24 protein-coding genes are annotated in these 25,190 nt (G+C 62.7%); 5 read left to right on the top strand and 19 right to left on the bottom strand.

Translation table 11 applies throughout. From position 1 onward, the window contains the following. Nucleotides 1-150 precede the first annotated feature (150 nt). Both HUK73_RS23260 and HUK73_RS23255 read right to left on the bottom strand, forming a co-directional pair. Complete coding sequence (locus tag HUK73_RS23260) at nt 151-870, bottom strand: anti-sigma factor (protein WP_176594151.1); 720 nt, start codon at nt 868-870, stop codon at nt 151-153. Then, a complete protein-coding gene (locus HUK73_RS23255) occupies nt 867-1,499 on the bottom strand; it encodes an RNA polymerase sigma factor (RefSeq protein ID WP_176594150.1) in 633 nt (210 codons plus the stop codon). Before HUK73_RS23255 ends, HUK73_RS23260 begins: the two co-directional genes overlap by 4 nt. Between HUK73_RS23255 and HUK73_RS23250 the strand changes: the two genes are divergently transcribed. The 3 genes from HUK73_RS23250 to HUK73_RS23240 all read left to right on the top strand — a co-directional run bounded on the left by HUK73_RS23250 (nt 1,498) and on the right by HUK73_RS23240 (nt 5,006). After that, nucleotides 1,498-2,760: a S8 family serine peptidase gene (locus HUK73_RS23250; RefSeq protein ID WP_176594149.1), complete on the top strand. Its 1,263-nt coding sequence runs from the start codon at nt 1,498-1,500 to the stop codon at nt 2,758-2,760. The genes HUK73_RS23255 and HUK73_RS23250 overlap by 2 nt on opposite strands. A gap of 662 nt (nt 2,761-3,422) precedes the next feature. Continuing rightward, nucleotides 3,423-4,664 carry an ammonium transporter gene (locus tag HUK73_RS23245; RefSeq protein WP_176594148.1) on the top strand — a complete coding sequence of 414 codons (1,242 nt, stop codon included), beginning with the start codon at nt 3,423-3,425 and terminating at the stop codon, nt 4,662-4,664. A gap of 78 nt (nt 4,665-4,742) precedes the next feature. After that, nucleotides 4,743-5,006, top strand: a complete 264-nt coding sequence (locus tag HUK73_RS23240) for a universal stress protein (RefSeq protein WP_255326512.1) — start codon at nt 4,743-4,745, stop codon at nt 5,004-5,006. A 219-nt stretch (nt 5,007-5,225) separates the two neighbouring features. On the opposite strand, the gene HUK73_RS23235 is transcribed toward HUK73_RS23240, so the two are convergent. The 9 genes from HUK73_RS23235 to HUK73_RS23190 all read right to left on the bottom strand — a co-directional run bounded on the left by HUK73_RS23235 (nt 5,226) and on the right by HUK73_RS23190 (nt 13,607). After that, entirely contained in the window at nt 5,226-5,918 is a 693-nt protein-coding gene (locus HUK73_RS23235) for an ABC transporter ATP-binding protein (protein WP_176594146.1), read from the bottom strand. Next, the gene (locus HUK73_RS23230) at nt 5,915-7,165 is read right to left on the bottom strand and encodes an ABC transporter permease (protein ID WP_176594145.1); all 1,251 of its coding nucleotides are present in this window, start codon (nt 7,163-7,165) and stop codon (nt 5,915-5,917) included. The genes HUK73_RS23235 and HUK73_RS23230 overlap by 4 nt, the downstream gene beginning before the upstream one ends. Continuing rightward, a complete protein-coding gene (locus HUK73_RS23225; RefSeq protein ID WP_176594144.1) occupies nt 7,162-8,160 on the bottom strand; it encodes an efflux RND transporter periplasmic adaptor subunit in 999 nt (332 codons plus the stop codon). The genes HUK73_RS23230 and HUK73_RS23225 overlap by 4 nt, the downstream gene beginning before the upstream one ends. Before the next feature lie 26 nt (nt 8,161-8,186). Then, nucleotides 8,187-8,345: a hypothetical protein gene (locus tag HUK73_RS23220; protein WP_176593310.1), complete on the bottom strand. Its 159-nt coding sequence runs from the start codon at nt 8,343-8,345 to the stop codon at nt 8,187-8,189. Nucleotides 8,346-8,526: 181 nt separating this feature from the next. Then, nucleotides 8,527-9,615 carry an FAD-binding protein gene (locus HUK73_RS27325; protein WP_369805602.1) on the bottom strand — a complete coding sequence of 363 codons (1,089 nt, stop codon included), beginning with the start codon at nt 9,613-9,615 and terminating at the stop codon, nt 8,527-8,529. After that, entirely contained in the window at nt 9,612-10,487 is an 876-nt protein-coding gene (locus HUK73_RS23205) for a CoA ester lyase (protein ID WP_176594143.1), read from the bottom strand. The genes HUK73_RS27325 and HUK73_RS23205 overlap by 4 nt, the downstream gene beginning before the upstream one ends. Beyond that, on the bottom strand, nt 10,484-11,326 hold the full coding sequence (locus tag HUK73_RS23200) for an acyl-CoA dehydrogenase (RefSeq protein WP_176594142.1): 843 nt from the start codon (nt 11,324-11,326) through the stop codon (nt 10,484-10,486). Before HUK73_RS23200 ends, HUK73_RS23205 begins: the two co-directional genes overlap by 4 nt. Continuing rightward, complete coding sequence (locus HUK73_RS23195) at nt 11,323-12,441, bottom strand: CaiB/BaiF CoA-transferase family protein (RefSeq protein ID WP_176594141.1); 1,119 nt, start codon at nt 12,439-12,441, stop codon at nt 11,323-11,325. The genes HUK73_RS23200 and HUK73_RS23195 overlap by 4 nt, the downstream gene beginning before the upstream one ends. Continuing rightward, nucleotides 12,441-13,607, bottom strand: a complete 1,167-nt coding sequence (locus HUK73_RS23190) for an acyl-CoA dehydrogenase family protein (RefSeq protein ID WP_176594792.1) — start codon at nt 13,605-13,607, stop codon at nt 12,441-12,443. The genes HUK73_RS23195 and HUK73_RS23190 overlap by 1 nt, the downstream gene beginning before the upstream one ends. Nucleotides 13,608-13,731: 124 nt before the next feature. Between HUK73_RS23190 and HUK73_RS23185 the strand changes: the two genes are divergently transcribed. Both HUK73_RS23185 and HUK73_RS23180 read left to right on the top strand, forming a co-directional pair. Next, on the top strand, nt 13,732-14,664 hold the full coding sequence (locus HUK73_RS23185) for a LysR family transcriptional regulator (RefSeq protein ID WP_176594140.1): 933 nt from the start codon (nt 13,732-13,734) through the stop codon (nt 14,662-14,664). A gap of 406 nt (nt 14,665-15,070) precedes the next feature. Then, nucleotides 15,071-15,208 carry a hypothetical protein gene (locus HUK73_RS23180; RefSeq protein ID WP_176594139.1) on the top strand — a complete coding sequence of 46 codons (138 nt, stop codon included), beginning with the start codon at nt 15,071-15,073 and terminating at the stop codon, nt 15,206-15,208. Nucleotides 15,209-15,315: 107 nt separating this feature from the next. Here the strand turns inward: HUK73_RS23180 and HUK73_RS26995 are convergent, their stop codons facing one another. From HUK73_RS26995 to HUK73_RS23145, 8 genes are all read right to left on the bottom strand, one after another. Then, nucleotides 15,316-15,558, bottom strand: coding sequence for an aldehyde dehydrogenase family protein (locus HUK73_RS26995; protein ID WP_255326511.1), 243 nt, complete (start codon nt 15,556-15,558; stop codon nt 15,316-15,318). Beyond that, nucleotides 15,524-15,877 carry an aldehyde dehydrogenase family protein gene (locus HUK73_RS26990; RefSeq protein WP_255326510.1) on the bottom strand — a complete coding sequence of 118 codons (354 nt, stop codon included), beginning with the start codon at nt 15,875-15,877 and terminating at the stop codon, nt 15,524-15,526. The genes HUK73_RS26995 and HUK73_RS26990 overlap by 35 nt, the downstream gene beginning before the upstream one ends. Nucleotides 15,878-15,906: 29 nt before the next feature. Further along, entirely contained in the window at nt 15,907-17,049 is a 1,143-nt protein-coding gene (locus tag HUK73_RS23170; protein ID WP_176594138.1) for an aromatic ring-hydroxylating dioxygenase subunit alpha, read from the bottom strand. Nucleotides 17,050-17,105: 56 nt separating this feature from the next. Then, the gene (locus tag HUK73_RS23165) at nt 17,106-18,605 is read right to left on the bottom strand and encodes an aldehyde dehydrogenase family protein (protein WP_304413761.1); all 1,500 of its coding nucleotides are present in this window, start codon (nt 18,603-18,605) and stop codon (nt 17,106-17,108) included. Next, the gene (locus HUK73_RS23160) at nt 18,602-20,725 is read right to left on the bottom strand and encodes a PQQ-dependent dehydrogenase, methanol/ethanol family (RefSeq protein WP_176594137.1); all 2,124 of its coding nucleotides are present in this window, start codon (nt 20,723-20,725) and stop codon (nt 18,602-18,604) included. Before HUK73_RS23160 ends, HUK73_RS23165 begins: the two co-directional genes overlap by 4 nt. 61 nt (nt 20,726-20,786) lie before the next feature. Next, nucleotides 20,787-22,004 carry a CaiB/BaiF CoA-transferase family protein gene (locus HUK73_RS23155; RefSeq protein WP_176594136.1) on the bottom strand — a complete coding sequence of 406 codons (1,218 nt, stop codon included), beginning with the start codon at nt 22,002-22,004 and terminating at the stop codon, nt 20,787-20,789. Between the two features lie 68 nt (nt 22,005-22,072). Then, nucleotides 22,073-23,227, bottom strand: coding sequence for an aromatic ring-hydroxylating dioxygenase subunit alpha (locus tag HUK73_RS23150; RefSeq protein ID WP_176594135.1), 1,155 nt, complete (start codon nt 23,225-23,227; stop codon nt 22,073-22,075). Nucleotides 23,228-23,336: 109 nt separating this feature from the next. Next, the gene (locus tag HUK73_RS23145; RefSeq protein ID WP_176594134.1) at nt 23,337-25,076 is read right to left on the bottom strand and encodes an amidohydrolase family protein; all 1,740 of its coding nucleotides are present in this window, start codon (nt 25,074-25,076) and stop codon (nt 23,337-23,339) included. Between the last annotated feature and the right edge of the window lie 114 nt (nt 25,077-25,190).

Raw genomic sequence — 25,190 nt, 5'->3', positions numbered from 1 at the left:
GTTAAGAAATCGCGGCGAAACAAAGCAATAGATCGGTCGATCTGATTCGATCAGATCGCAAACCGCTCTAGTCTTCGAGATTGTCGAGACGATCGGTCATCAGTGTGAACACCCCACCTGCGGTGTGACTAACCGGATGTCAGCCACAGCTCAACGCCAGTTCCTTCGGCGCGCCTCATCAACCTGAACGGGGGTCAGCGGAGAGCCGGCGATGCGGGCATCGACCTCCTGCATGACCGCTGGCGGGAAATCACCGCCAGCCAGCTCAAAGTCCGGGGAAGAAGGCGAAGAGGCTGAAGACCGGACCAGCACGGGAACCTGCCAGCGATCGTCGGACCTACAACCGATCCCCGCATAGCCGTTGTCCAGCCGGAAGGTCCGGCACAGCCCCGCCTCACCGCGAAAGCTCAACCCGATACGAACGGCACCCTTGCCACCATCGGGCATGGCATCAAGCGCTCTGTCCAGTTCGGCGGAGGCCAGCAACTCGTCGTTCCGTTGCGTGACGAAGCCCTGTTCGCGGAAGGCCAGACGCCCGACCGCAATGCCGCCCACCAGCGATGCCGCCATCGCGACCCATGCAATCGCTCTCCAACCTCTTTGCCCCGTTTTCGCGGCGCGTGCGTGGCTCAGGTCGATCACAGGGGAGGAGTCCAGCAAGTCCAGAGCGGCAAGTTCCTGATCGTCAAAGCTTTTGTCGGGACCAGCCGGATAGGCTCGCTGCAATTGGCTCAAAAGCTGCCGATGGTCGGCGACCGCTGCCTCCAGTACCGGGTCTGCCTGTATCCGCGCCTCCAAGGCCTGCCGCGCCGCGGCCGGCATTTCGCCGTCCAGATAAGCCACTATGTCTTGTTCAATTTGATCGGTCATGGTCGGCCTTCAGCGATCAGGCGTGACAAGGCGGAGCGCCCCCTTACGAGACGGCTTGTCAATGTGCCTTCCGGTATTTCAAGGATTGCAGCGGCTTCAGAGTAGGAAAGTTCGTTGAGGACGACGAGCTTGACGGCCAGCCGCTGTTCTTCCGGCAGCGCTTCCACCAGATTACGCACCCGACGGTCTTCGGCAGCGCGTTCAAGGTCGCTCGCGACATCACCGCCATCGGACAGCAGATCCGCGTCAGGCATCGATTCGACCAGCCGCGCCCAGCGCGTCCGCATGCGCAGTTCATCCAGCCAGATATTCTTCATGATCCGCGCCGCCCATAAATCGAGACGAGTCCCCGGTTCCCAACCGGTTTCCCGCTCCAGCATCCGCGCGACGGTCTTCTGAAACAGGTCGTCGCCGTCCTGACCGTTGCGCACGATCACGCCCGCCAAGCGATGCAGGCGGGGCAGCACCGCAATCAGTTGGCTACGCAGATCGGACAAATTAAGCTTCCCTATGGATGAAACGTCCGGGGTGAGACGTTTAATCCCGAGAGGGTGTATGAAAGCAAAAAAAATTTTCGCGCTGGCCTTGGCGGGGACCATGGCCGCCGGTGGAGCGATGTTCCCGATCATGATGGCATCCGCCCAGATGCGGGGCGGTCCATCGCGCGAATTGCCGATGTCGCACATTCCGTCCATCGAAGATCGCGGCCGCCCGGATGGAGTCGGCCGGCCGGCCGATCCCGGCGCCAACGGGCTTGCGCGCGCGGAGCAGGCGCAGTCCGAGCGTCTGTCGCATGTCCAGCGGGACAAGGCAGAGGCGCTCGCCCGCCAATATCCCGATGATTATGAACTGGACCGCAACGGAGCGCTCGCCATTCGCGGCGAAGTTCTGGTGATCGGACTGTCGGACAAGGCATTGGCGGCGGCGCAAAAAACCGGGTTTTCCGTCGTGAGCCGGGATGTGGTGGACGGGCTGGATCTGCCCATGGCCGTCCTGTCCCGCTCCGGTTGGCCGTTGACGAAGATGATCGACAGGCTGCGTGATATCGCTCCCGACTCCATGGTCGAGGCCGATCATGTCTTCTCCATGTCCGGCGCCGCCTGGCCCATGGGCGGGTCGGGTGCGCCGGATGCCAACCCCGGCCGTGCGGCTGGCTGGCGGGTCGGCATGATCGACACCGGATCAACCCCGCTACCATCGACCGGCGCGCGCATTCATATGGTGCAGCAGGGCTTTGCACCGGGCGGCATCGTGCCGCATGACCATGGTACGGCGGTCGCCAGCATCATCGCTCGTCCCGCGCTGGACGATCAGGCCAATGGCCCGTCCGGAACGCTGTTTGCGGCGGATATCTTCGGCAGCGGGCGCCGCGGAGGAACAGCCGAGTTGATGGTAAGGGCGCTGGGCTGGATGGCACGACAGCAGGTCCCGGTCGTCAACATCAGCATGGTCGGGCCATATAACGGCGTGGTTGCGGCCGCCATTGCCGTGCTCGTGAAGCGCGGCACCCTGATTGTCGCGCCTGTGGGTAATGATGGTCCGTCGGCGCGATTGCTCTATCCGGCATCGCTGAAGGGCGTGATCGCCGTGACAGGCGTCGACACAAAGGGGCAACTGCTGCCGGAGGCCAGTCAGGTATCCAGGGTCGACTTTGCCGGTCCGGCGGTCACTGCCGTTCGGGGCATATCGGGTCGGACAGTGGAAATGCGGGGCACCTCCTTCGCTTCGCCGGTCATCGCGCATCATCTGGCCGAACTGCTGTCGGCGCCCGATCCGCGCGGCGCCCGGCAAGCGGTGCAGAAGCTGGCCGGGGCGGCCTGGAAACCGAAAAAAGGCAAATCGGGGCTGGGCAGCGGAATCATCGGCTTGGCCCCTATGACTTCACGCTGAGTCTGCCCTTCGCCCTACCGTTGGAGATTTTCAACGGCAGGCGGGAAGAAGGGCCCCGGTCAGACGTTTCATATTCCTTGGGGCCGCATGACATGTGTGTCACTTGATGGGAGTCTATGATGAGAGGAAAGCGATCTTTGCCGTGAGCGCCCTTGCGCTGGCGAGGCCGCCAAGGCGCAGACGAGCAATAGCCCGACAAAGCCCAGCAGGGGCTGTGCACCGATGTTTCGGCTATGGCCAAGGCGCAGAAAGACGCGACAACCAAGGGCATTGGCGCGGATGTGTCGGCGATGGTTCGGGCGGCCTTAGTAAAAGCACGCCGGACTATAGCGTGGGATCGATGATGAGCGTCAAATTCTGATCGCCATAAGGCGGCGGTCGCGGTGACATCTGTTCCTGAAATCGCCGCCGGCCCCTTGCCCGTGATGCAAATCCAGCCGTTGGGCCGCTCACCTTGCTGGTATGAATGGCAGCGCTGAAGCTGAATATCCTGTGTCGAAGAAGGCACCTTTTCCGCACCCCGAAGGATGTTACCCGTTGCGCGCCGCGGGCCAGGACGCTAGCTGGCGCACGAACGAGATGTTGGGTGGCAGGAAAGAGTTCTTATGTTGCGGGGTATATATCGCCTTGGCGTAATTTGTTGCGCAGCCTCCTGCGCGAGCATGGCCCAGGCAGCTCCTGCCGTCGGCGGTATCGACAAGGCCGACACGCTGCTGCTGATCGTCGGCGCAGCGCTTGTCCTGTTCATGACATTGCCGGGATTGGCACTTTTCTATGGTGGGCTGGTTCGCGCCAAGAATTTCCTTTCAGTGCTGATGCACTGCTTCGCGCTTGCGGCGCTGGCCTCGATCCTTTGGTTCCTTCTGGTCTACAGTCTCGTTTTCCGGGGCGATAACCCGTTCATCGGCGATCTGTCCGCAATCGGGCTGAACGGCCTCAGCGCCGTCCGCCGGGGTCTGACCATGCCGGAGAATGTTTTCGCGCTCTATCAGATGACGTTCGCGATCATCACGCCGGCGCTCATCGTAGGCGCATTCCCGGAGCGGGTCCGATTCGGCTGGCTGATGCTTTTTTCGGGACTCTGGCTTGTGCTGGTCTATGCCCCGGTCGCCCACTGGCTGTGGGATGGCGGCTGGCTGGCACAACGCGGCGCTCGTGATTTTGCAGGTGGTATCGTGGTCCACACCACTGCGGGCATGGCGGCGCTTGCGCTGGCAATCCTGATCGGGCCGAGAAAGGGCTTCCCGCACGCGATGATCCCACCGCACAGTCCGGCAATGACGATGATCGGCGCGGGTATGCTGTGGGTAGGCTGGTTCGGGTTCAATGGCGGATCGGCTCTCGTCGCCGACCAGTCCGCTGGCGCCGCAATCATCGCAACGCATCTGGCAGCTTGCTCGGCGGCACTCACCTGGGCGGCAGCCGAGCATCTGAAGATTGGCAAGCCGACCTCGATCGGTGTCGTGACGGGGGCGGTCGCGGGCCTTGCGACGATCACGCCCGCCGCCGGATATGTTTCACCCACTGGCGCGGTCATCATCGGGATTTTGGGTTCGCTCGTCTGCTTTGCGGCAGTGCTGACAGTGAAGCATCGCTGGAAGGTTGACGATAGCCTTGACGTGTTCGCCGTACATGGCGTCGGCGGAATGTTGGGCTCAATCCTGGTGGCGATCTTCGCCAGCAACGCGCTTGGCGGAACCGGGATGGCCACTGGTCTGAGCATTACAACTCAGTTGCTCGTGCAGGCAGCAGCTGTCCTGATCGTGGCGATCTGGTCGGTGGTAATGACCCTGATTGCGGCGCGTGCGGCGGCTCTGCTGCTACCGACGCGGGTGAATGCCGAGCAGGAACATGACGGTCTCGATCTTAGCCTTCATGGTGAAAGGGCATATGAGTTCGATTAAGCGAATTCCGAGAGTCCCCCCTCCCGCTATCGCCGGCTCCCCCTTTTGCCGGCGGTGGATGTAGGCCAGGAAGCCCGTTTGCAGACGGCGCTTGACCTGACGCGCGCCCGGGAAGCAGCCGCCTATCTTTCGCGCCATGGCGTCCATGCGCTCATTCGGCTCGAAAAACTGAATGGCCGGTCGACCGGAGATATCCTCATGGCCGAGATCAGGTATCGCAACAGCGACTATCTCGTCATGGGTGGGTTCGGGCATCGCCGGTTCGTCAAAGCGCTATTTGGCGGCGTGACCCGCACACTCTTGGGCAAGAGTCCCGTGCCGCTCTTCCTTGCCCACGGCTGATGGGAAGGCGGTCGGCAAAAATTCTGACCTATACCGTGAACCAGCCAGACTGGCACCGGCCGCAGCCAAAGCGGCGAGCAACGGCATGGCGGCCCGCATGCCGCCATGTCCCCCGCGCCGCCCAGAAACAGTCCAGCGGTCCGATCATCGAGCAGATCAGGCCACCGGCAGACCGCGTTCATCTTCACCGGGTTTGTGAGACCGAGCGACATTGCCTGTTCATCTTGCCCGGATGTCGGTTTCGCTGATCCGGCCATCCAGCATCGAAATCTGCACATCGGCGGCGGCGGCGATATCGGGGTCATGGGTCACGCACACAACCGCGCGCCCTTGACCATGGGCGAGAGTGTGAAACATTTCGACCACGCGGGTGCTGTTCTGGCTGTCGAGATTACCGGTCGGCTCATCACACAACACCAATACCGGGTCGTTTGCAATCGCCCGGGCAATCGCCACGCGCTGCCGCTCGCCGCCCGACAGACGGTTGGGCGTCTTGTCCATCTTCGCGCCAAGGCCGACGTCCGTCAGCAGACCTCGCGCCTTCTCCCGCGCCTGCGCCTGCGACAGGCGGCCCAGTCTGCGCATTGGCAGCATGACATTTTCCAGCGCGGTGAACTCGGGCAACAGAAAATGGAACTGGAACACGAAGCCAAAGCTCGCCAGTCGGATCTGAGCGCGCTCATCGCCGTTCAGCGGATTCATGTTGCGCCCCTGAAACAGCACCGATCCCTCGGTCGGACGGTCCAATAGCCCCAGCAGATAGAGCAGCGAGGATTTACCGCAGCCCGACGGCCCGACAATGGCGACGAAACTGCCCGGTTCGATCATCAGCGAAACGCCTGTTACCAGTGTTACCGGGGGCGTTCCGGCCAGTTCGCGTGACAGCCCCTGCGCCTGCATGATCGCGCTCATACCGCACCCCGCAAGATGTCGACCGGATCGACCCGCGCGGCCTTTCGTGCCGGGAGCCAGGCTGCGATCACGCCGGAAAAGAGCGATGCGGCCGCTGCGATGGCATATTGCCGGGCCGACCGGTCGAGTGGCAAGCGCTGATTTTCCCCGGCGATGGGAAAATGAAGCGATCCCAGAATCGCCATCAGACCATAGCCCAGCAGCCATCCCACCATGATGCCAATCACAGCCAGCGCCAGCCCTTCGAACACGAAGATCAGCTGAAGATCGCGCTCGGAAAAACCGATGGAGCGCATGATGGCAATGTCGCGTCTTTTGTCCGCGACGCTGTTCGAGACGACCGTGTAGATGCCGAAGCTGGCCACCAGCAGGATCGCCGACACGACGCTGTACATGATGACGTTGCGGGTCACGAGCAGCGAGAGGAAATCGGCCGAGCGCTCCTGCCAGCTTTCCGCCTTGTAGGAAAAGTGCGCTTCCAGCACGCGGGCGACGGGCTGCGCGGCATAGGGGTCGTCCAGATGCACGCCGATACGATTGATGATGAAGGGACGGCCGAGCAACGACTGCGCCTCGCGAAGCAATACATAGCCGGCTGACGGGCCAAGCTGGCTCTGGCCACGCTTGAACAAGCCGACGATCCGCAGCGAACGGCTCTTCCCCGACGCCGAGGTCGCGCCCACCACGTCGCCCATGCCAAGGCCAAGGCGTTGCGCCATCTCTTCGCCGATGATGATGCCGCCCTGCGTGCTTTCCAGATCGCGCAGCCGCCCGGTGCGCAGCTTATCCGCAATCGTGCTGACCTTTTCCTCGACCGCCGGGTCAACGCCGATGATGGTGAGCGCTTCTTCCCGTCCACCGCTGCGCAGGGTGATGGCGCCGGTCAGGCTGGGTGAACCGATCGCCCCCGGCTGCGCATTGACGGCGCGCAGCAGTTCGGGCCAGCCCTTGAGACCGCGTACCTCATTGCGGACCTTGTAATGGCGCAGATCGATGGCCGCGCCGGGATAAGCCCGCATCCCCGGTTGTGGGGGCGGGCTGCGCAACTCGTCGGAAATGATGATATGTGGCGCGGCGTCGATCAGCGTCTTGATGAAATCATTCTGGCTGCCGATCATCATCGCCGACACGGCGAGGAAGAAGCCCACGCCAACGGCCACACCACTCACCGCGACCAGTGTCTGCCGCCTGCGCCCGGCCAGATGCCGGACGGCGATCCCGGCCAGCTGCCGCAACTGTCCGCTCATCGCAGCACTCGCACGCGCATGCCTTCGGTGAGTTTGCCCTCCGGCGCCTTGACCACCCTCTCGTCCCGCGACAGCCCGGAAAGGATCTGGATGTCGCGCGAGCCAGCTGTGCCTGTTCGCACCGGATGCTGATGAGCGCGGCCGTCGCGAACGGTCCAGACATGACCGCTTTCGACCGCCGTCGTGGGAACAAGCAGAGCACGGATGGCCCGGCGCGTTACGATATTGACCTCCAGTGTCAGACCGAGGGGAAGGACGCTTCCGTCTTCGGTCACGATCCGGGCGCGGAAGGCGCGCTGCTCGGGATCGCCGCCGGGCGTGACCTCGCGCACATGGCCATGCAGCACCCGGCCCGGCCAGGCATCGCTCGACATCAAGGCCGGCTGGCCGGGATGGATGCGCGGCACGTCCCTTTCATCGACCGTGGCAGTGATGCGGATGCGAGCCGGGTCGCCCAGTGTCATCAGCGTGCGGCTGGGCACGGCAAGGTCGCCCGGTTCAACGTCGCGGCGCAACACGATGCCGTTCATGCCCGACCGCACCACCATCTGGTCGAGCCGGGCTGCGGCGCTGGCCTCGGCCGCGCGCGCGCTGTCCGCCTGCGCCACCGCTGCATCACGAGCCGCGCGGGTAACCCAGCCCCTGGTATAGAGGGCAAGTATGCGCCGTTCGTCCTGACCGGCGACACGGCGCTGCGCGCGCGCCTGTTGCAGCGCATGGCGCTGCTCCTCATCATCCAGCAGGATGAGCGGCTGGCCGGTGATGATGCGATCCCCTTCGCCCGCCAGCACCTGCCGCACAGGGGCGGTCATGCGGGCGGCAACGGACACCGGATGTTCGGCCTCGACAAAGCCGGTGGCATAGACCAGTTCGACCGCTTCGCCGATCCTCGCCGACACCAGCGTCACGTCCCGCGCCCGACCGGACAGCAGCCAATAAGCCGCCGCTGCCGCCAGCAGCGCGAGCAACAACAACCAGAGCGCGATGCGTTTCATCCCGTCCTTATAGCATCACGAAAAGATCATTGCCCGGTCGTATCGATCTGCTTCATCCCGCCTGCTTTAATCCTACCGGAATCTGGCGCGGCTTCTTCGTTTCCGTAGCGAGGCGTGGCACCACTTCCTTCAGCAGTCCCTTCCAGATGCGCGCTGGCCTTATCGGCATCAGCCTCGAACGACACGTCCTTTCCTTCGACGCCCGCTCGATCATATCCTGCTGCCAACCCAGCAGGACGTCCTTCTGGTCTTCATCAAGTCCGATACGCAGTAGCAACAATATTAACATGGAGGGCAGAATGACACTTGCCCTGCCCCCATTTTTGCCAACCTCGTGTGCAATTATGACGTGCGATCAGACAGTATTCACAACTTAGCCGCGAGTTCCGGCACGACCTTGAAGAGATCGCCGACGAGGCCGATGTCCGCGACCTGGAAGATCGGGGCATCCTCATCCTTGTTGATGGCGATGATGGTCTTGCTGTCCTTCATGCCCGCCAGATGCTGGATCGCGCCCGAGATGCCGACCGCGATATAGACTTCCGGCGCCACGATCTTGCCGGTCTGGCCGACCTGATAGTCGTTGGGCACATAGCCCGCGTCGACCGCCGCGCGCGAAGCACCGACCGCCACGCCCAGCTTGTCCGCCAGCGGGAAGATGACCTGCTCGAACGTCTCCCCGTCCTTCAGCGCACGGCCGCCCGACACGATGATCTTGGCCGAGGTCAGTTCCGGACGCTCCTGCTTGGCGATTTCGGCGCCGACGAAGCTCGACAGCCCCTTGTCGCCGGTCGAACGCTTGGCGGGTTCGGTGACCTTGAGCGTTTCCAGACGCGGCGAAATGTCGACGCCGTAATCGGCGGGCGCCTTGGTCGCGAGCGGCTTCGACTTCGCCTTCATGATGTTGGGCAGCGAGGCATAGCGCGGTTCATTGAGGCGCAGGTCGGTGGTGATGATCGCCGGAACGTTCAGCTTCACCGTTTCCAGACCACCGTCGACTTCGCGGGTCACGCTGACCTTGTCGCCCTCGACCTCGACCTTGGAGGCGAAGGTGCCCTGCGGCAGGTTCAGCAGAGCCGCCAGCATCTGGCCGGTCTGGTTGCTGTCATCGTCAATCGCCTGCTTGCCCAGGATGATCAGGCCAGCGCCTTCCTCTTCCTGCACCTTGGCGAGCAGCTTGGCCACGCCCAGCGGTTCGACCTCGTCATCGGTCTGGATCAGGATCGCCTGATCCGCACCCATGGCCAGCGCCGTGCGCAGCGTTTCCTGCGCCTTCGCAACGCCGATCGACACCGCCACGACCTCGGTCGCCACGCCCTTTTCCTTCAGCCGAATGGCTTCCTCGATCGCGATCTCGTCGAACGGGTTCATGCTCATCTTGACGTTCGCCAGATCAACGCCCGTCCCATCCGCCTTCACGCGCGGCTTCACATTATAGTCAATCACCCGCTTCACGGGCACAAGGATCTTTCCCTCTTGCCTTTCACGGCGCGGGCGATCAGGCGCTCGGCCGCCAATATCACCGGCCTGTCGATCATCTTGCCGTCGAGCATGATGACACCGGCGCCATTCGCGCTTTCCCACGCGTCCAGAACGCGCCTTGCGGTTTCGATCTCGGCGCTGGACGGCGCGAAGCCGGTGTTCACCGGCTCGATCTGGCGGGGATGGATACAGAGCGCCCCTGTCATTCCCGTGGCACGGGCAGAACGCACGCCTTCCGCCCAGACTTTGCCATCCTCAACCGTGGCAATGGAGACAGGCAGGCCCAATGCCATCAAACCATGCCGCGCCGCCGCCAGTGCGATCAGACGGCAGGGCAGTTCCAGTGCCTCCCGCGTCGGGGGCACGCCCAGGGCGAGGGAGAAATCCTCCGTGCCCAGAGCCAGCCCGGCCACGCCCCGAACGGCGGCGATCCGGTCTGCTTCGGCAATGCCTGCCGGGCTTTCGAGCAGCGCGATGATCCCCGGCGGGGCGGACATGCTCGCCTCCTCCGCGAGTTCGACGATCATCTCCGCCAGCACAGCCAGACGCTCCGCACTTTCGACCTTGGGCACCATGATCGCGGCGACATCAGGTTGCACGACGACGGGCAATTCAGCCATCACGGCGCGCCAGCCCGCATTGATCCGCACCACCACCGCACAACCCTGCGCCGCCAGTCCGGCCGCGGTTTCAGGCAGGCCAGCGAGCGCGGCGGCCTTGCGCGCCGGGGGTACGGCATCCTCCAGATCCAGAATGACCGCGTCGGCTCCACGGCTCGCGACCTTGGCCAGCCGGACCTGATCGTCGGCGGGCGCGAACAGCAGCGAGCGCCAGCCGGGATTCACGCAGCAATCTCCACAGAGCCCGTCATGGCCACGCCCGCCGGGCCGACCACGCGCAACGCGGCTTCATTGCCCTCACGTCGGAAGCCCAGCCGGATGGGCTCGCCGTCGAAGGAAGGCGACGCGGCCCGGAAGCTGAAGGAACCTATCCGCGCTTTTTCTTCCCGCAGGAAATGGTCGAGCATCAGCGTCGCAAGCAGCGGCCCCTGCACCACCAGACCCGGATAGCCTTCCTCGTCGCGCGTATAGTCGCGATCATAATGGATGCGATGCGCGTTGAAGGTCAGCGCCGAATAGCGGAACAGCAGCACCGGATCAGGCGTAAGCGTCCGGATGACGGGGTCTTCCTCGCCGGGATCGACGGCGGCACGCGCAAAGGGTGCACCTACGGGCGCTGCTTCGCGGTAGACAATGTCCTGTTCCTCCACGATAGCGGCTTCCCTGCCCTCGACCGCGACTTCGTGCCGCACGGTCACGAACAGCATATTGCCGGACCGACCACTCTTGGGCGTGGCGGCGGTCAGGGTAGAGGTCCGGATGATGGGGCTATCCAGCGGAATGTCGCCCAGGAACTGCACACGGCTTCCCGCCCACATGCGCCGGGGCAGGTCGACATTGGGAAGCAGACCATCGTCATTCCGCTTGGGATGGCCGTCATGCCCCATGGCGGACTGGCGTTCCGACGGCAGGAAGCAGAGCCAGTGGCCGAGCGGCGGCAGCACGGATGACTGCCAAGGCGGCGTTTCATGATCCAGCATGGCGGAAAGCCGGGTGAAACGGTCGCTGTCGGACCAGTCGCGCAGGACTTCCTGGCGGCCGACATAGGATTGTGGATCGCTCATGCGAACTCCTTGTTGATGGCGTCTGTGTGGCTTCCGATGCCGGGCACGGTGCCGTTGCGCAACCCTTGCCCGGTCCACCGCATGGGAGAAGCGGGAATTTCCGCTGGACCGGACGGCGTCTCGATCTGCTGGCGCCGCAGCGCCGGGTGTCGGGACAGGTTCGCAACCTCATTGACCGATCCGAAGGCAATCGCCGCCGACTCCAGCCGTTCGATCAGTTCGTCAGGGTCCAGCGTGGCGAAAATGTCCGCGACGATCGCGTCCAGCGCGACCCGGTTGGCGACTCGGCGGCTATTGTCCGAATAATCCGGCATGTTCGCCAGCTCGGGCCGTTCGATCACGTCACGGCAGAAGATGCGCCATTCCCGCTCGCTCTGGATCGAGATGACGACCGGACGGCCATCCCGGCAGGAAACTGCGCCATAAGGCGCGATGGAAGGATGGCTCAGCCCCACCCGTCCCGGCGCCCGCCCCGCATAGTCATGGTGGAGCAAGGGCACCGCCATCCATTCGGCCAACGAGTCGAAGAGCGATACGGCAATGGCCCTCCCCTCGCCCGTGTACGCCCGTTCGACCAACGCTTCGAGAATCGCGGCATGGGCGTTCATGCCGCAGGCGATGTCGGCGACGGAGACGCCCGCCCGGCCCGGCGCATCCGGCGTTCCGGTGATAGCGGCAAGCCCCGTCTCACACTGGATCAGCAGGTCATAGGCCTTGCGATCGCGCAATGGCCCATCCTCACCATAGCCCGATATGTCGCAGGTGATGAGGCGCGGATGGCGCGCCCGCAACGTTGCGGAGCCAAACCCCGCCCGTTCCGCCGCGCCGGGGGCGAGATTCTGCACGAACACATCCGCCTGCGCGATCATCTTGTCCAGCAGTGCCGCGTCGCTTTCCCGCTTGATGTCGAGAACGACCGATTCCTTGCCATGGTTAAGCCAGACGAAATAGCTGCTCTCGCCATGGACGGCGCGGTCATAGCCCCGGGCAAAGTCGCCTTCCGCCCGCTCCACCTTGATGACGCGCGCTCCCGCATCGGCGAGCCGCTGTGAGCAGAGCGGTGCGGCGACCGCCTGCTCCAGCGCGACCACGAGGATTCCGTCCAGCGCGCCCATCAGAAGCTTTTGGGAAGCCCCAGCATGTGGGTCGCGACGTGGCTGAGGATGAGGTTGGTGCTGATCGGTGCGACCTGATAGAGACGTGTCTCGCGGAACTTGCGTTCCACATCATATTCCTCTGCGAAACCGAAGCCACCATGGGTCTGGACGCACATGTCGGCGGCATACCAGCTTGCCTCCGACGCCAGCATCTTGGCCATGTTGGCCTCCGTGCCGCCGCCATTACCCTCGTCAAACAGACGGGCGGCCTTGTCGACCATCTCGGCCGCCGCCGACAACTGCACATAGGCGCGGGCGATGGGGAACTGGATGCCCTGATTCTCGCCGATGGGGCGACCGAAGACGGAGCGTTCCTTGGCATAGGCGCTGGCCTTGTCGATGAAGAAGCGCCCGTCGCCGATGCATTCCGACGCAATCAGGATGCGCTCGGCATTCATACCCGACAGAATGTAGCGGAAACCCTTGCCCTCTTCGCCGATCAGGTTCCCGGCGGGGACCTTGAGGTCGTCGAAGAAAAGCTCGGTCGTGGCATGGTTCAGCATGGTGCGGATCGGCCGGATGGTGAGGCCATTGCCCACCGCCTCGCGCATGTCGACCAGCAGCACACTCATGCCATCGGAAGATTTGGCGCATTCCTCACGTGGGGTGGTACGGCACAAGAGAACCATGAGGTCACTATGTTCAGCGCGGCTGATCCATATCTTCTGACCGCTCACGACATAATGGTCGCCCTCGCGCCGGGCGAAAGTACGGATGCGGGTGGTGTCGGTGCCCGCCGTGGGCTCGGTGACGCCGAAGGCCTGGAGGCGCAACTCGCCTGAGGCGACCTTGGGCAGATATTGCTGCTTCTGCGCTTCAGAGCCGTGCTTGAGCACGGTGCCCATGGTGTACATCTGCGCATGGCAGGCACCGCCGTTGCAACCCGAGCGATGGATTTCTTCCAGCACCGCCGTCGCCGCCTGAAGGCCAAGGCCCGAGCCGCCATAAGCCTCGGGAATCAGCACCGAGAGAAAGCCCGCCTCCGTCAGTGCCCGCACGAACTCCGTCGGATAGGCGCGTTCGCGATCCAGCCGCTGCCAATATTCCCCCGGGAAATTCGCGCACAAACGACGAACCGCATCGCGGATCTCCGGAAAGCTTTCCTGAACCTCGATCACAATCATAAACTCTGTCAAACTGATCCATCATCACTTTGTCTGCATTCCGCGTCAAAACCCGGATGGGCCTATCAGTTATGCCGCTTGGGCATGGCTGGCGGTGAGGTTGGCATGCTGCTATTGGGGGAGCATGGACCTGCGCCAGCTCCGTCATTTCCGCCAGATCGCCGAGAGCGGCAGCGTATCGGCAGCCAGCGGCGTCGTGCACGTGGCGCAACCGGCGCTTAGTCGCCAGATGCGCGCGCTGGAGGAGGAATTCGGGACCCCCCTTTTCGTTCGCACCGGCCGCGGCGTGCTTCTGACTCCAGCTGGCCAGTCGCTCCTGGTCGAGGCGCGTCACCTGCTGGATGAGGCCGACCGGGTAAGCAAATATATACGCAGCTTCGGCACGCGGCTTTCTGGCGAAGCAACCATCGGCCTTTCTCCCACCATCGGACGGCTGCTGACTCTCCCTCTCGCCCAATGCGTGCGCGCTGACTATCCGGCACTAAAGCTGCGCATTGCCGAAGCCTTTAGCGGCACCTTGCTGGAATGGCTCCAGACCGGGCGGATCGATGCCGCCATTCTCTATCACAAACCAGTGAGCGGATCGATCCAGTCGGAACTGGTAGGGCGCGAACCACTCTCCATCATCGGCGGCAGTGATGCAATTCCCTTTCCGGCCAGAGCAGAAGTGCCGATCCGCGCACTGGCGGGGCATTCGCTCGTACTCCCAACGCCGCAACATGGTTTACGCAAGATGGTCGACGAGCATGTCGCGACGCATGGCGTACCACTTGATCTGATGTTTGAATTTGATGCGCTGGATGCAATGATCGCCGTAGCGCGGCAAGGAATCGCGCTCACCATCCTCCCGGAATCTGCGGTACGGCCAGAACTCGCCTCCGGCACGTTGCGAGCATGGCGGATCGGTGATCCAGCGCTGGTACGTCCAATAGTGATCGCTACCGCTTCCCAGCGCGCCGACGCCATCGGACAACGAGAGATCGTCCAGCTGCTGCGCCGGGTCATTCTATCGACCGCTCAAGAAAGCGGATGGGGAATCCTGTCGCAGTCCGGCTAACGCCACAATGACAACAACCGGCATGGGCGGCGATAAGATTTTGACCGGCAGAATTTGATATGCGTCCCCTTGCCGACAAATCTCATGGCAGAGCCGGGCATGGGGCCTAGCCAGCGGTCTGTCCCGACCGCCGCACGTAGAGATGAAGCGACGCCATCCGAACCATTGCAGTAGACGGCTCGAGACCGTCGTTATGAAAGACTCGGCTCTGCAGCCGGATCGCAGGGCCCATCTCTGTGGGAATATAGCCGTGCCGGTGGATCATTCTTACGGCCTGAAGTCATCACCGAAGCCGACAACGACCCAAAGGTCTCGAAACTCATTTACATCACCACCTTTGCACCAGACAAAGGTAAATCCGTCTCTTCGTTGATCGCGAACCTAGCTCCTGAACAAAGCGACATTCATGGCCTTGCGTGTCAGTGCTGCGGTAGCGGCAATCGAAAGCAGCTATGCAATCTATGTGTCGAAGCCAGACTTCGTGGCGGGACTGATCGCGCCGCACTCACCTGAATTCGAAAAGATGCAACCGCCGCCAGTTTAACCGGTGGCGGTTTGACTCGAGCAGCGTTCGATCAACTCCTATCACATGGCACGGTGGGCGCAGCCGATATCCTGAATGGGAACCTCATTGCTCCACCCATGCGCGACTCAAGCGATGATTGTGCGCGGTTCGGGGAAAGCGTCGAGCCCGAACGCACCAAACTCGCGGCCGATCCCCGATTGCTTGAACCCGCCGAATGGCGCGTGCGGTTCACGCGGCACAGCATTAATGGCGACGCGGCCGGCTTCGATCTGTCCAGCGACACGCTTTACCCGTTCCAGATCGGATGATAGGATACAGGCCGCCAGACTGTAATCAGTGTCGGGCGATCGCGATGGCTTCAGCCTCATGACGATAGGGGGTCACGCACAGCACCGGACCGAATATCTCCTCGCGTGCAACCCGCATCTGGTTGGTGACGCCTGCGAAGATCGTGGGTCGGGCAAACCAGCCGCGATCGAGATGTTCCGGGCGCCCTTCGCCGCCGGTGAGCAGGGTCGCGCCTTCGTCCTGACCCAACCGGATGTAGGACTGGACATTCTCCCATTGCTGCAGGCTCACCATTGGGCCGATATCATTGGCCGGACCGGTAGCTGGGGCGACCTTAAGCGCTTCCGCCGCCGCCTGCGTCCTGAACTCCTTGCGGTAACGCTTGCTCGTCGCCTTCATTCCCGTCCATCCGCATCGGGATACCCATCCTATGAAGGGACTGCCAGCTCCCGCGCCATTTCGCGATGCAACTGCTGACAGGAAATCTCACTGCGGCCGTAGATGAAGGTGCCGTTCCCATGAGAACCGGCATTGCTCTGGATCGTTTCTTCCATCGGAAAGTCCTCGGTCAGTGCTGCTTCTCGCAAAATCTCCCAGCTCCGGTTGATCCGGCTCGCGACCGTGTCGTCAAGACGATCCTTATCCACCAGGAAACGGATCTGGATCAGCGAACGGTCGACCGCCAGCGGCCAGACAGTCCAGTTCTCGATATGGTCGGGCGTCGGCAATACCATGGAATTGGGCCATAGATACATGTTGGCGCCGAAATAGCGCCAGTCGCGGTTGAAGGGTTGTTCGTTGCGCACGCAATCGAGCAAACGCCGCCGGGGTGAATAGGACATGCCATGCCGGCCCAGATTCTGCCAGGCGGAGATAGCAGTACTCAGCAGCTTTCCTACAGTATTGGCGTGCAAGAACTGAGGATGGAGAATATCCGTCGCGCCGTCCAGGATAATCTTCCAGTTGACGCCCAGTTCGATCGTTTCGGTACGGAAGATGACAGTGCCCGGAATGTCGAAGGACGGCATGTGCTCATCTGCAAGCGGGCCGAGAAAGCTTTGGAGATCGCCCGTGCCGTTGGTATCGAGGTTGACCCAGATGAAACCATGCCGCTCCTCGCAGCGAACGGGAATCAGGCTGCGGCAGGATTTTTCGATGCTGTCGAACGTATCTTCATATGGCACGCCGCGAAGCGCCCCGTCCTGCGCATAGGACCAGCCATGATAGGAGCAGACGAAGAACTTCTTCTTGCCCTTTTCGGCCAGTTCCACCTTGCCGCCGCGGTGCCGGCACATGTTGAGACAGGCGGCGACAGCACCGTCCTGCCGACGGACGATCAGCAGCGACGTGCCCAGAATATCGCGGGTCAGGAAGGTGCCGGGTTCGGGCAATTCGCTATGATGCGCGGCGACCAGGAACTGGCGCCGGATGGCGTCGATTTCCCGCTTCGCATACTCCTCATCGGAAAAATGCGCGATGGGAACCAGCATATCGGTGTCGGCGAGATCGGTGGTGCCATTGCGGATATGGTCTATGATACGGTTGGAAATCGTTTCGCTGACGTCCAGCATGAGGAAGCTCCTGAAAATCTGGTGAAAATGAGACGTGACAGCCCGGCAAGTGCCGCCTAGAGCGCTGTGATGACGGTCTTGGTCTCCGTGAAGGCGTGGATACCCTCCGGGCCACCCTCCCGCCCCCATCCCGACTGTTTGAAGCCGCCGAAGGGCAGGTTGGGACCGGCGATGCCGTTGCAGTTGACCCAGACATATCCGGCGCGAAGCCGCTTTGCGAGGCGATAGGCATTGGAGATGTTCTGCGTCCAGATCGTGGTCGCAAGACCATAAATCGTGCCATTGGCCAGCGCCGCCAGTTCCTCGACATCGTCGACAGGTGTCGCCACGACCACAGGACCGAATATCTCTTCCCTGACGACGCGCATCCGGGGATTGACGTCCGTCAGGATCGTCGGCTCAACGAAATAGCCCTGATCGCCACGGGCCCTGCCGCCGGTAACGACCGTGGCGCCTTCCGCGATCCCAGACTCGATATAGCCCAGCACCCGGTGCTGCTGCACATCCGAAACCACCGGGCCGAGCGTTGTCGCGGGATCAAGGCCCGGCCCGATCCGATGCGCCTGCGCGATCGCGGCCATGCCCTCGATCACCTGATCGAAATGCGAACGCGGCACATAGAGGCGGGACCCGGCGGCGCAGACCTGGCCACTGTTGCGGAAGATGCCGAAGGCTGCGCCCGCAATCGCCTTTTCCATATCCGCATCGGGGAAGATGATGGTCGGCGACTTGCCGCCCAGTTCCAGCGACAATCGCTTGAGATTGCCACGTGACGCGCCGATCAGCGACTTCCCTACCTCGGTCGAGCCGGTGAAGGAAATCTTGTCGACGCCTTCATGATCGGCGAGCGCCGCGCCCGCGACGCGCCCATGGCCGGTGACGATGTTGACCACGCCCGGCGGCATACCGGCTTCCATGAACAATTCGCCCAGCCGCAGGGCGGTCAGCGGCGTCTGTTCCGCCGGTTTGTGGATGGTGGTGCATCCAGCGGCCAGAGCGGGGCCATGCTTCACGACCGCCATGGCCAGCGGATAATTCCAGGGTGTAATCAGCCCCGCGACGCCGACCGGCTCAGGCCAGGTCTGAACCATATATTCGCCCGGCGTGTCGGCCAGCGGTGTCGTGCCTCCAACCTTGGTGCACCAGCCAGCCCAATAACGCAGCACGGACGCGGCATAGGGAATATCGCCGTGGCGGGCGGACGCGATGGGCTTGCCATTGTCCAGCGTTTCCAGCTCGGCAAATTCGTCGGCGCGCGCTTCCAGCAGTTCGGCGGTGCGCCAGAGGATGCGGCCGCGCTCGTCGGGACGCAGCGAGGACCAGCTTCCCTGGTCAAAGGCACGCCGGGCGGCCGCGACAGCGCGATCCATATCCTCCTTCCCGCCAACCGGGACAGTTGCGATGACCTCCCCCGTGGCGGGATTGCGGACGTCGATGGTCTCACCGCCCAGCGCATCGACGAACTGGCCGTCGATCAGCATTCGGAATGGCCGGGCAAGCGATGCCGCGGTGCGACTGTCGATGGCCGGATGCATGGCGCGCTCTCCCATCATCATTGCTGTCCGTTCCTTGCCGCCGCCTGGGCCTGGCTCTGCACATAGGCGCGGATGCTTTCGACATCGTCCACCGACATCCAGGGCGCGAAACTCTTCATGCCGCTGTCCGCCAACGCACCGTCATGAACGATGGCCTTCCACGTCGCCCTATCAGGCAGCGCACCGGAGCGTCGCAGGTCGGGCAGCACGCCCTTGGAATAGCCGCCCGCGCCATGGCACATAGAACAAACATTGGCGAAGAGGCGCGATCCGTTGGCCACCACATCGGACGGCCATTTTTCCTTCGTCAGTGCGAGAGGCGCGCGCGCCGGCGTGAAGGGCGGAAGCGCAGCCTTCCCGTCCAGGGCGAATACCAGCACGCGTCCATCGGGTTGGGAATAGCCGCCGTCGAAATCCGGCAGGGCATTGGCGCCGCCGCCATCACCGGCGACGATGGCGATATATTGACGCCCCTTGATCTCGTAGGACACGGGCCCGGCCTGAAGGCCCGTCTGCGCGGGGAAGCTCCAAAGCTTGCGCCCGTTGCGCGCGTCAAAGGCCTGGAAACTGCCCTGCCGCGTGCCCTGAAAGACCAGATTGCCGGCGGTCGAAAGTACACCGCCATTCCATGTGGTGGGATGGTCAACGCGCCAGACTTCCTTCTGCCGCACCGGGTCCCAGGCGAGCAGATAACCCTTGAGCGCCGCATTCGCCGCCTTTTGCCCGGCAGGGTCATTGGGGACTGCGGTGGCGGTCAGGTCGACGCCATAATTCATCAGCGCCGGGCGATAGACGAATTTGGCATCGTCCTTGTAAAGGAACGGAATCTCCTGCGCCGGAATATAGACGAGGCCGGTGCCGGGATTGTACGACATCGGAAACCAGTTGTGCCCCCCAGCGCTGCCCGGCATGCTGATGAAGGATTTGCCGTCCCGGTAACGCGCCTCGGGATTTTCAACCGGCCGCCCAGTCTTCATGTCGACATGACTGGCCCAGTTCACGGGTACATAATTTTTGGCCGACAGCAATTTTCCGGTCTGGCGGTCGAGAATATAGAAGAAGCCGTTTTTGGGCGCCTGCATCAGCACCTTGCGCGGCTTGCCGTCGATGGTGAGATCCGCCAGCGTGATCTGTTGCGTCGCGGTGAAGTCCCAGCTTTCGCCCGGCGTTTCCTGATAATGCCATTTATATTCGCCGGTGTCGGCATCGACCGCAACGATGGAGGAGAGGAAGAGATTATCCCCCTTGTCCTGCGAGCGCAGCTTGCGGTTCCAGGGACCGCCATTGCCGACGCCGATGTACAGCTGATTGAAATCCGGATCGTAGACGATCGAGTCCCAGGCCGTGCCGCCGCCGCCATGGTCCCAATAGCGGCCGAACCATGTCTTCTGCGCCAGTTCCCTGAGCGGACGGTCGGACACTTCGCCATCGCCGTCCTTCGCGGGATTGCCCGGGATGGTGTAGAAGCGCCACAGCTTCTTGCCGGTCTTCGCATCATAGGCGGTCACATAGCCGCGCACGCCCACATCCGCGCCGCCGTTGCCGATGATGACCTTGCCGTTGAAGGCGCGGGGCGCGCCGCTGATGGAGTAGGGCTGGTTGGGATCGGTCGTCTGGACGGACCAGATCTGCTTGCCGGTCCTGGCGTCGAGTCCGATCAGGCGACCATCGATGACTGCGGCGAAAATCATGCCGTCATAATAGGCCGCACCACGGCTGATGACGTCACAGCACGCGATCGCCGCCTTTGCCGGTGAGAGCTTCGGATCGAAGGCCCAAATCTGCCGGCCGGTTTCCGCCTCGAGCGCGACTAGCTTGTTCCAGGCGGTCGTCACATACATGACGCCATCGACCACCAGCGGGGTCGATTCCTGGCCACGCGTGCTGTTAAGGTCGGCATACCAGGCAAGCTTCAACCGGCTGATCGTATCGGGATTGATCTGCGTCTGGCGCCCGAAACGCTGTTCTTCATAGGTGCCGCCGGTCGTGACCCATTGGTCGCCCTTTGCCATGGCGGCGAGCATGACCTGCTGCGCCGTGCTGGTCGTGGCGGCGCCACCCCCGCGCAGAAGGAGGGCGCCCATGGCGCCAAGAATGGCGACCGCTACCAGGCCACCACGCTTCACAGATAATCGAGACATGCCTCTCCCCGCCTTATTCGGTTATGATTGACCCGAAACCCTGGCCCCTGCGGCATCGGCGTCAGCCGACGACGCCGTCCGTACGCAAGGCCGCAACGGCCTCACCGTCCAAGCCAAGCAGATCCTGAAGCAAAGCTTCGCTATGTTCGCCCAGCAGTGGGGCGAGATCCGCGCGGAAAGGCTGGCTGGTCTTGATCGGCGTGGAGACGAGGGTCATCTTGCCCGCCTTGGGATGCGTGACTGCGTAGACATTATTCCGCGCGACGAAATGCGGATCTGCGACGACATCCTTGAAGCTGTTCACCGGCATGACCGGAATATCAACGGTGCGGAGCGCTGCGATCCAGTCCGCCTGTGATCGCGTCAGGAAAATGGCGGTCAGTTCACCGTGGACGATGCGGTCGGCATCCTCCTCACTGGGCGCGTCGGCATAAATGGTGGCGAGATCGGGCCGGTCGACGAGCCGGGCGAAACTCTGCCAATATTTCTCGGTCAGGCCCATAAAGTAGATCGCCTTGCCGTCAGCGGTTCGATAATTGTCCATGCGTGGCCAGCGCAGCATCCGTTTCTGGCTGTCGGCAAAGCCGGGCCGCTCAAAGGTCTGGTCGGGATTGAGCACAGGATCAATCGCGTCGGGTAGCCACAGCGCGGCGCAATCGGCCGCCGCCACTTCCAGGGCCGCGCCTTCACCGGTGCGCTGCGCCTTGATGACCGCCGAAAGGACACCGACCGCCGCGACGATGCCAACCGCGTGCATGCCGATGGACGTCGGCTGCTCGCCGCCGAAATTGCTGATGTCCTTGCGCTTGTCGATCTGGCCGAGGCCGCCATAGGCGTCAAAGGACGGGCCGTGCGAAGCCATAGGCGCATAAGGGCCTGTCGCCCCCATGCCGTTGATCGTGCAGAAAACGAGGCGCGGGTTAATAGCCTTCAGCGCCTCATAACCCAGGCCCAGCCGCTCCAGCACGCCTGCGCGCATGCCTTCGATGACCACATCGGCCTTTGCCGCCAGCGCGCGGAATATCTCGCGTCCCTTGTCGGTCTTCATGTCGAGCGACAGGCTGCGTTTGCCCCGGTTCCAGCGCATGTGCATGTAGCTGAAGCCGTCCGGCTCACCGACGGCGGTGAACCCGGAATAGCGGACGGGATCGCCCCCATCGGGCGTCTCGACCTTCACCACGGTTGCCCCCATGTCGGCCAGTTGCATGCCCAGCCCGTCCGGGCCGAGTTGCGACACTTCCAGCACGATCAAGTCTTTCAGGAAATCATATCCGCTCATTGCATCCTCCATGGCTGCGCGATCCGATCCGGCGCGCATCCCTTTTCTGTTCGTTCTTGTCCGTCAGATCATTGCGAAGCGGCAGCCAGATCCCTGCCGAGCTGACGATGCAGATGCTGGCAGCTGATCTCACTGCGCCCATAGATGAATTCGACATCGGGGCTGGTACGGGCATTGGCCTGGATCGTTTCCTCCATCGGCCAATCCTCATTCATCGCGGCTTCCTCCAGGATCGCAAGACTGCGTTCCAGACGTGCCTGCATTTCGTCGGTCAGTTTCGCGGGATCGATCAGAAAGCGAATCCGGACATGGCAGCGGGACGCCGACTGCTCGTCCGGCCAGACCGTCCAGAATTCATAATGATCGGGCGCGGCAATGCAGAGCGAATTGGGATAGAGGACGAACACGGTGGCGAAATAACGCCAGGCAGCTTCGGGATTCTCACCCTTTTTCACCACCTCGGCCAGTCGGCGGCGGGCGGTGAAGAGTTGGCCGTGGCGGCCATAATCCTTCCAGATGCCGACATTCGAGTGGACCAACTTGCCGACCCCGGTAGGATGGAGGAACTGGGGATGGAGCACGTCATAGGCACCATCCATCACCAGCTTCCAGTTGACGTCGAGCGTATAATCATGCTCGATCGCGATGACCGTTTTGTCGATCTGGAAGGTCGCAAATTCGCGATCGGCTTCCTCGCTCATGAAAGCGCTAAGGTTGAGCGCCGGTTCCCTGACTGAGAGGTCCACCCAGATCAGACCATGCCGCTCCGCACAGCCGACCGGGATCAGACTGTGACACCCACGATCGATGGGATCGAAGCTGTCTTCGAACGGAATGCCGCGCAGGGCACCGGCGCGATTATAGGACCAGCCATGATAGCCGCAGACGAAGAACGGCTTGTTGCCCGACGGCGCCATCTCCACCTTGCCGCCGCGATGGCGACACATGTTGCGGAAGGCCGCGACCGTGCCATCGGGCTGCCGCACGATCAACAGTGCCACACCCATCACATCGCGGGTGATGAAGCTGCCCGGATCAGGCAGTTCGGCATGATGCGCGGCAATCAGCGGCAATCGGCGCAGCAGGTCGCGTTCGGCGGCGGCATGCTCCTCGGACGAAAAATGGCGGGAGGGGATCCGCAGGTCAGCGTCTGCCAGATCGGTCGTCCCGTTGCGGATATGGTCCACCATAAGGTCGAACACGTCGCTTTTGATGTTGGTCATGTGCCCTCGGTCCGTTGCGGGAGCCATCTCCCAGGCTCTTTCGATTTACATTTATCGTAATATGTAAATATCATTGGGTCAAGCATTGAGCAACGGGATGGAGTAGCCGTCAGGCCACGCGCTCCAGAGGCGCATAGCCGTCGCCACGAACAAGCCTGCCGGGCAATTGCCCCGTCGGCACGCCGTGGCGATAGGTCACTACGCCGCTGACGATGGTGGCGTCATAGCCTTCAGCGCGCTGATGGAGTCGGCGTCCACCCGCCGGCAGGTCATGTGCCACGCGCGGCGAATGCAGCATAAGGTTGCTATGGTCGATGACGTTGATATCGGCCTTGTAGCCGGGCGCCAGCACGCCGCGGTCGGTCAGGCCCACCGTTTCGGCCGGACGCCGGGACAGTTCCTGCACGATCCATTCTATCGGCATCCGCTGCCCTTCCTCGACATCGCGCGCCCAATGGGTGAGAACATAAGTGGGGAAGCCGGCATCGCAGATCATACCATAGTGCGCTCCGCCGTCACCCAGACCCAATATTGTGTGCTCATGCAGCATCATTTCGCGGATCGGTTCCGCCGTGCCCGTCGTGAAATTGGCACTGGGATAATAGAGGATGGCGTGCCCATCCTGTTCCAGCATCAGGTCATAGGCCAGTGACAGGGGCGTCACGCCCGCCTGCTCGGCCCGTTTGTCCAGCCGCATCGCAATATCGGGCATATAATCCGGCTGCTCGCCAAGGGCGAAACATTTGTCGACCGCGCCGATCAGCGCGTTGGTGATCGGCGTCGGATCGGGGATCGGTTCTTCGGCCAGGATGCGCGCCTTGACCTCAGGATTCCGCAGGATGGCCACGCGCTCGGCAAGGGGCAAATGCTTGATGGCGATATAACCCGGCCGGTTGACAATGGGGCTGAGGCTGAGTTCCAGGCCCATCATCACACCGATCGGGCGCGGGAAGACCTGACCACGGATTGGCAGGCCCGCCGCCTGGGCGCGATCGAGCCCCGCAATCATCGCCCGCCATGCCGCTGGCCGTTCGACGATCTCGGCCAGAGAAAAGGATATGGGTCGTGCCGACTGGCGGGCTATTTCCTCCATCACCCGCATTTCGCCTTCCGGCTCGCGATGCACATCGACGATGATCTGGAAAACGCCACCTTTCGCAGCGCCCAGACCACGAGCGAGTGCGAAGAGTTCTTCATCGGCGGTCAGCACGCTCGGCGCGGGATGGCCATCCTTCGCGCGATGGCCAAGCGAGCGTGAAGTCGACACGCCGATGGCGCCGGCACGGACTGCTTCGGTCACAAGGTCGGCCATGCGCTGCCGGTCGGATTCGGTCGATGCCTCATGATTGATGCCCCGATCGCCCATGACATAGACGCGCAACGGAGAATGGGCGACCTGCATGCCGACATCGATGTCGAAGGCCCGGTCGGAAAGCGAATCCAGATATTCCGGAAAGCTTTCCCAGTTCCATGGAATACCTTCCGCCATCACGACTTCGGGGATGTCCTCAACACCTTCCATGACCTTGATAAGCCGGTCTTGGTCGCCGGGTCGGCAGGGCGCGAAACCCACGCCGCAATTGCCGCCGATCACCGTCGTCACGCCATGGTTGCTGGACGGGCCGAGCGTATGTTCCCACGTCACCTGACCATCATAATGGGTATGCACGTCGATGAAGCCCGGCGTCACGATCCTGTCCGTCGCGTCGATTTCCTGGTGGCCGGAACCTTCAAACGTACCAACAGCGGCGATGTGGGAACCCCGGATCGCAAGGTCGCCCCGATAAGGCGCAGCGCCCCGTCCGTCGACGATCGTGCCATTGCGGATTACGAGGTCATAGTCGCTCATCTTATGCTCCATCCTCTGTCCCATGCGCCCTTCTGCCAGGGCTGGTCCTGCTGCCAGCGAAAGCCTGGGCACTCCCATCCGGTGTTTCCCCCCGACGCCAAACGCGCTTTCGGA

Source organism: Sphingobium sp. EM0848, assembly GCF_013375555.1.
Taxonomy (GTDB): Bacteria; Pseudomonadota; Alphaproteobacteria; order Sphingomonadales; family Sphingomonadaceae; genus Sphingobium.
Note: the sequence above shows the minus strand (reverse complement) of the source record. Positions and strands in the feature narration are given on the sequence as shown.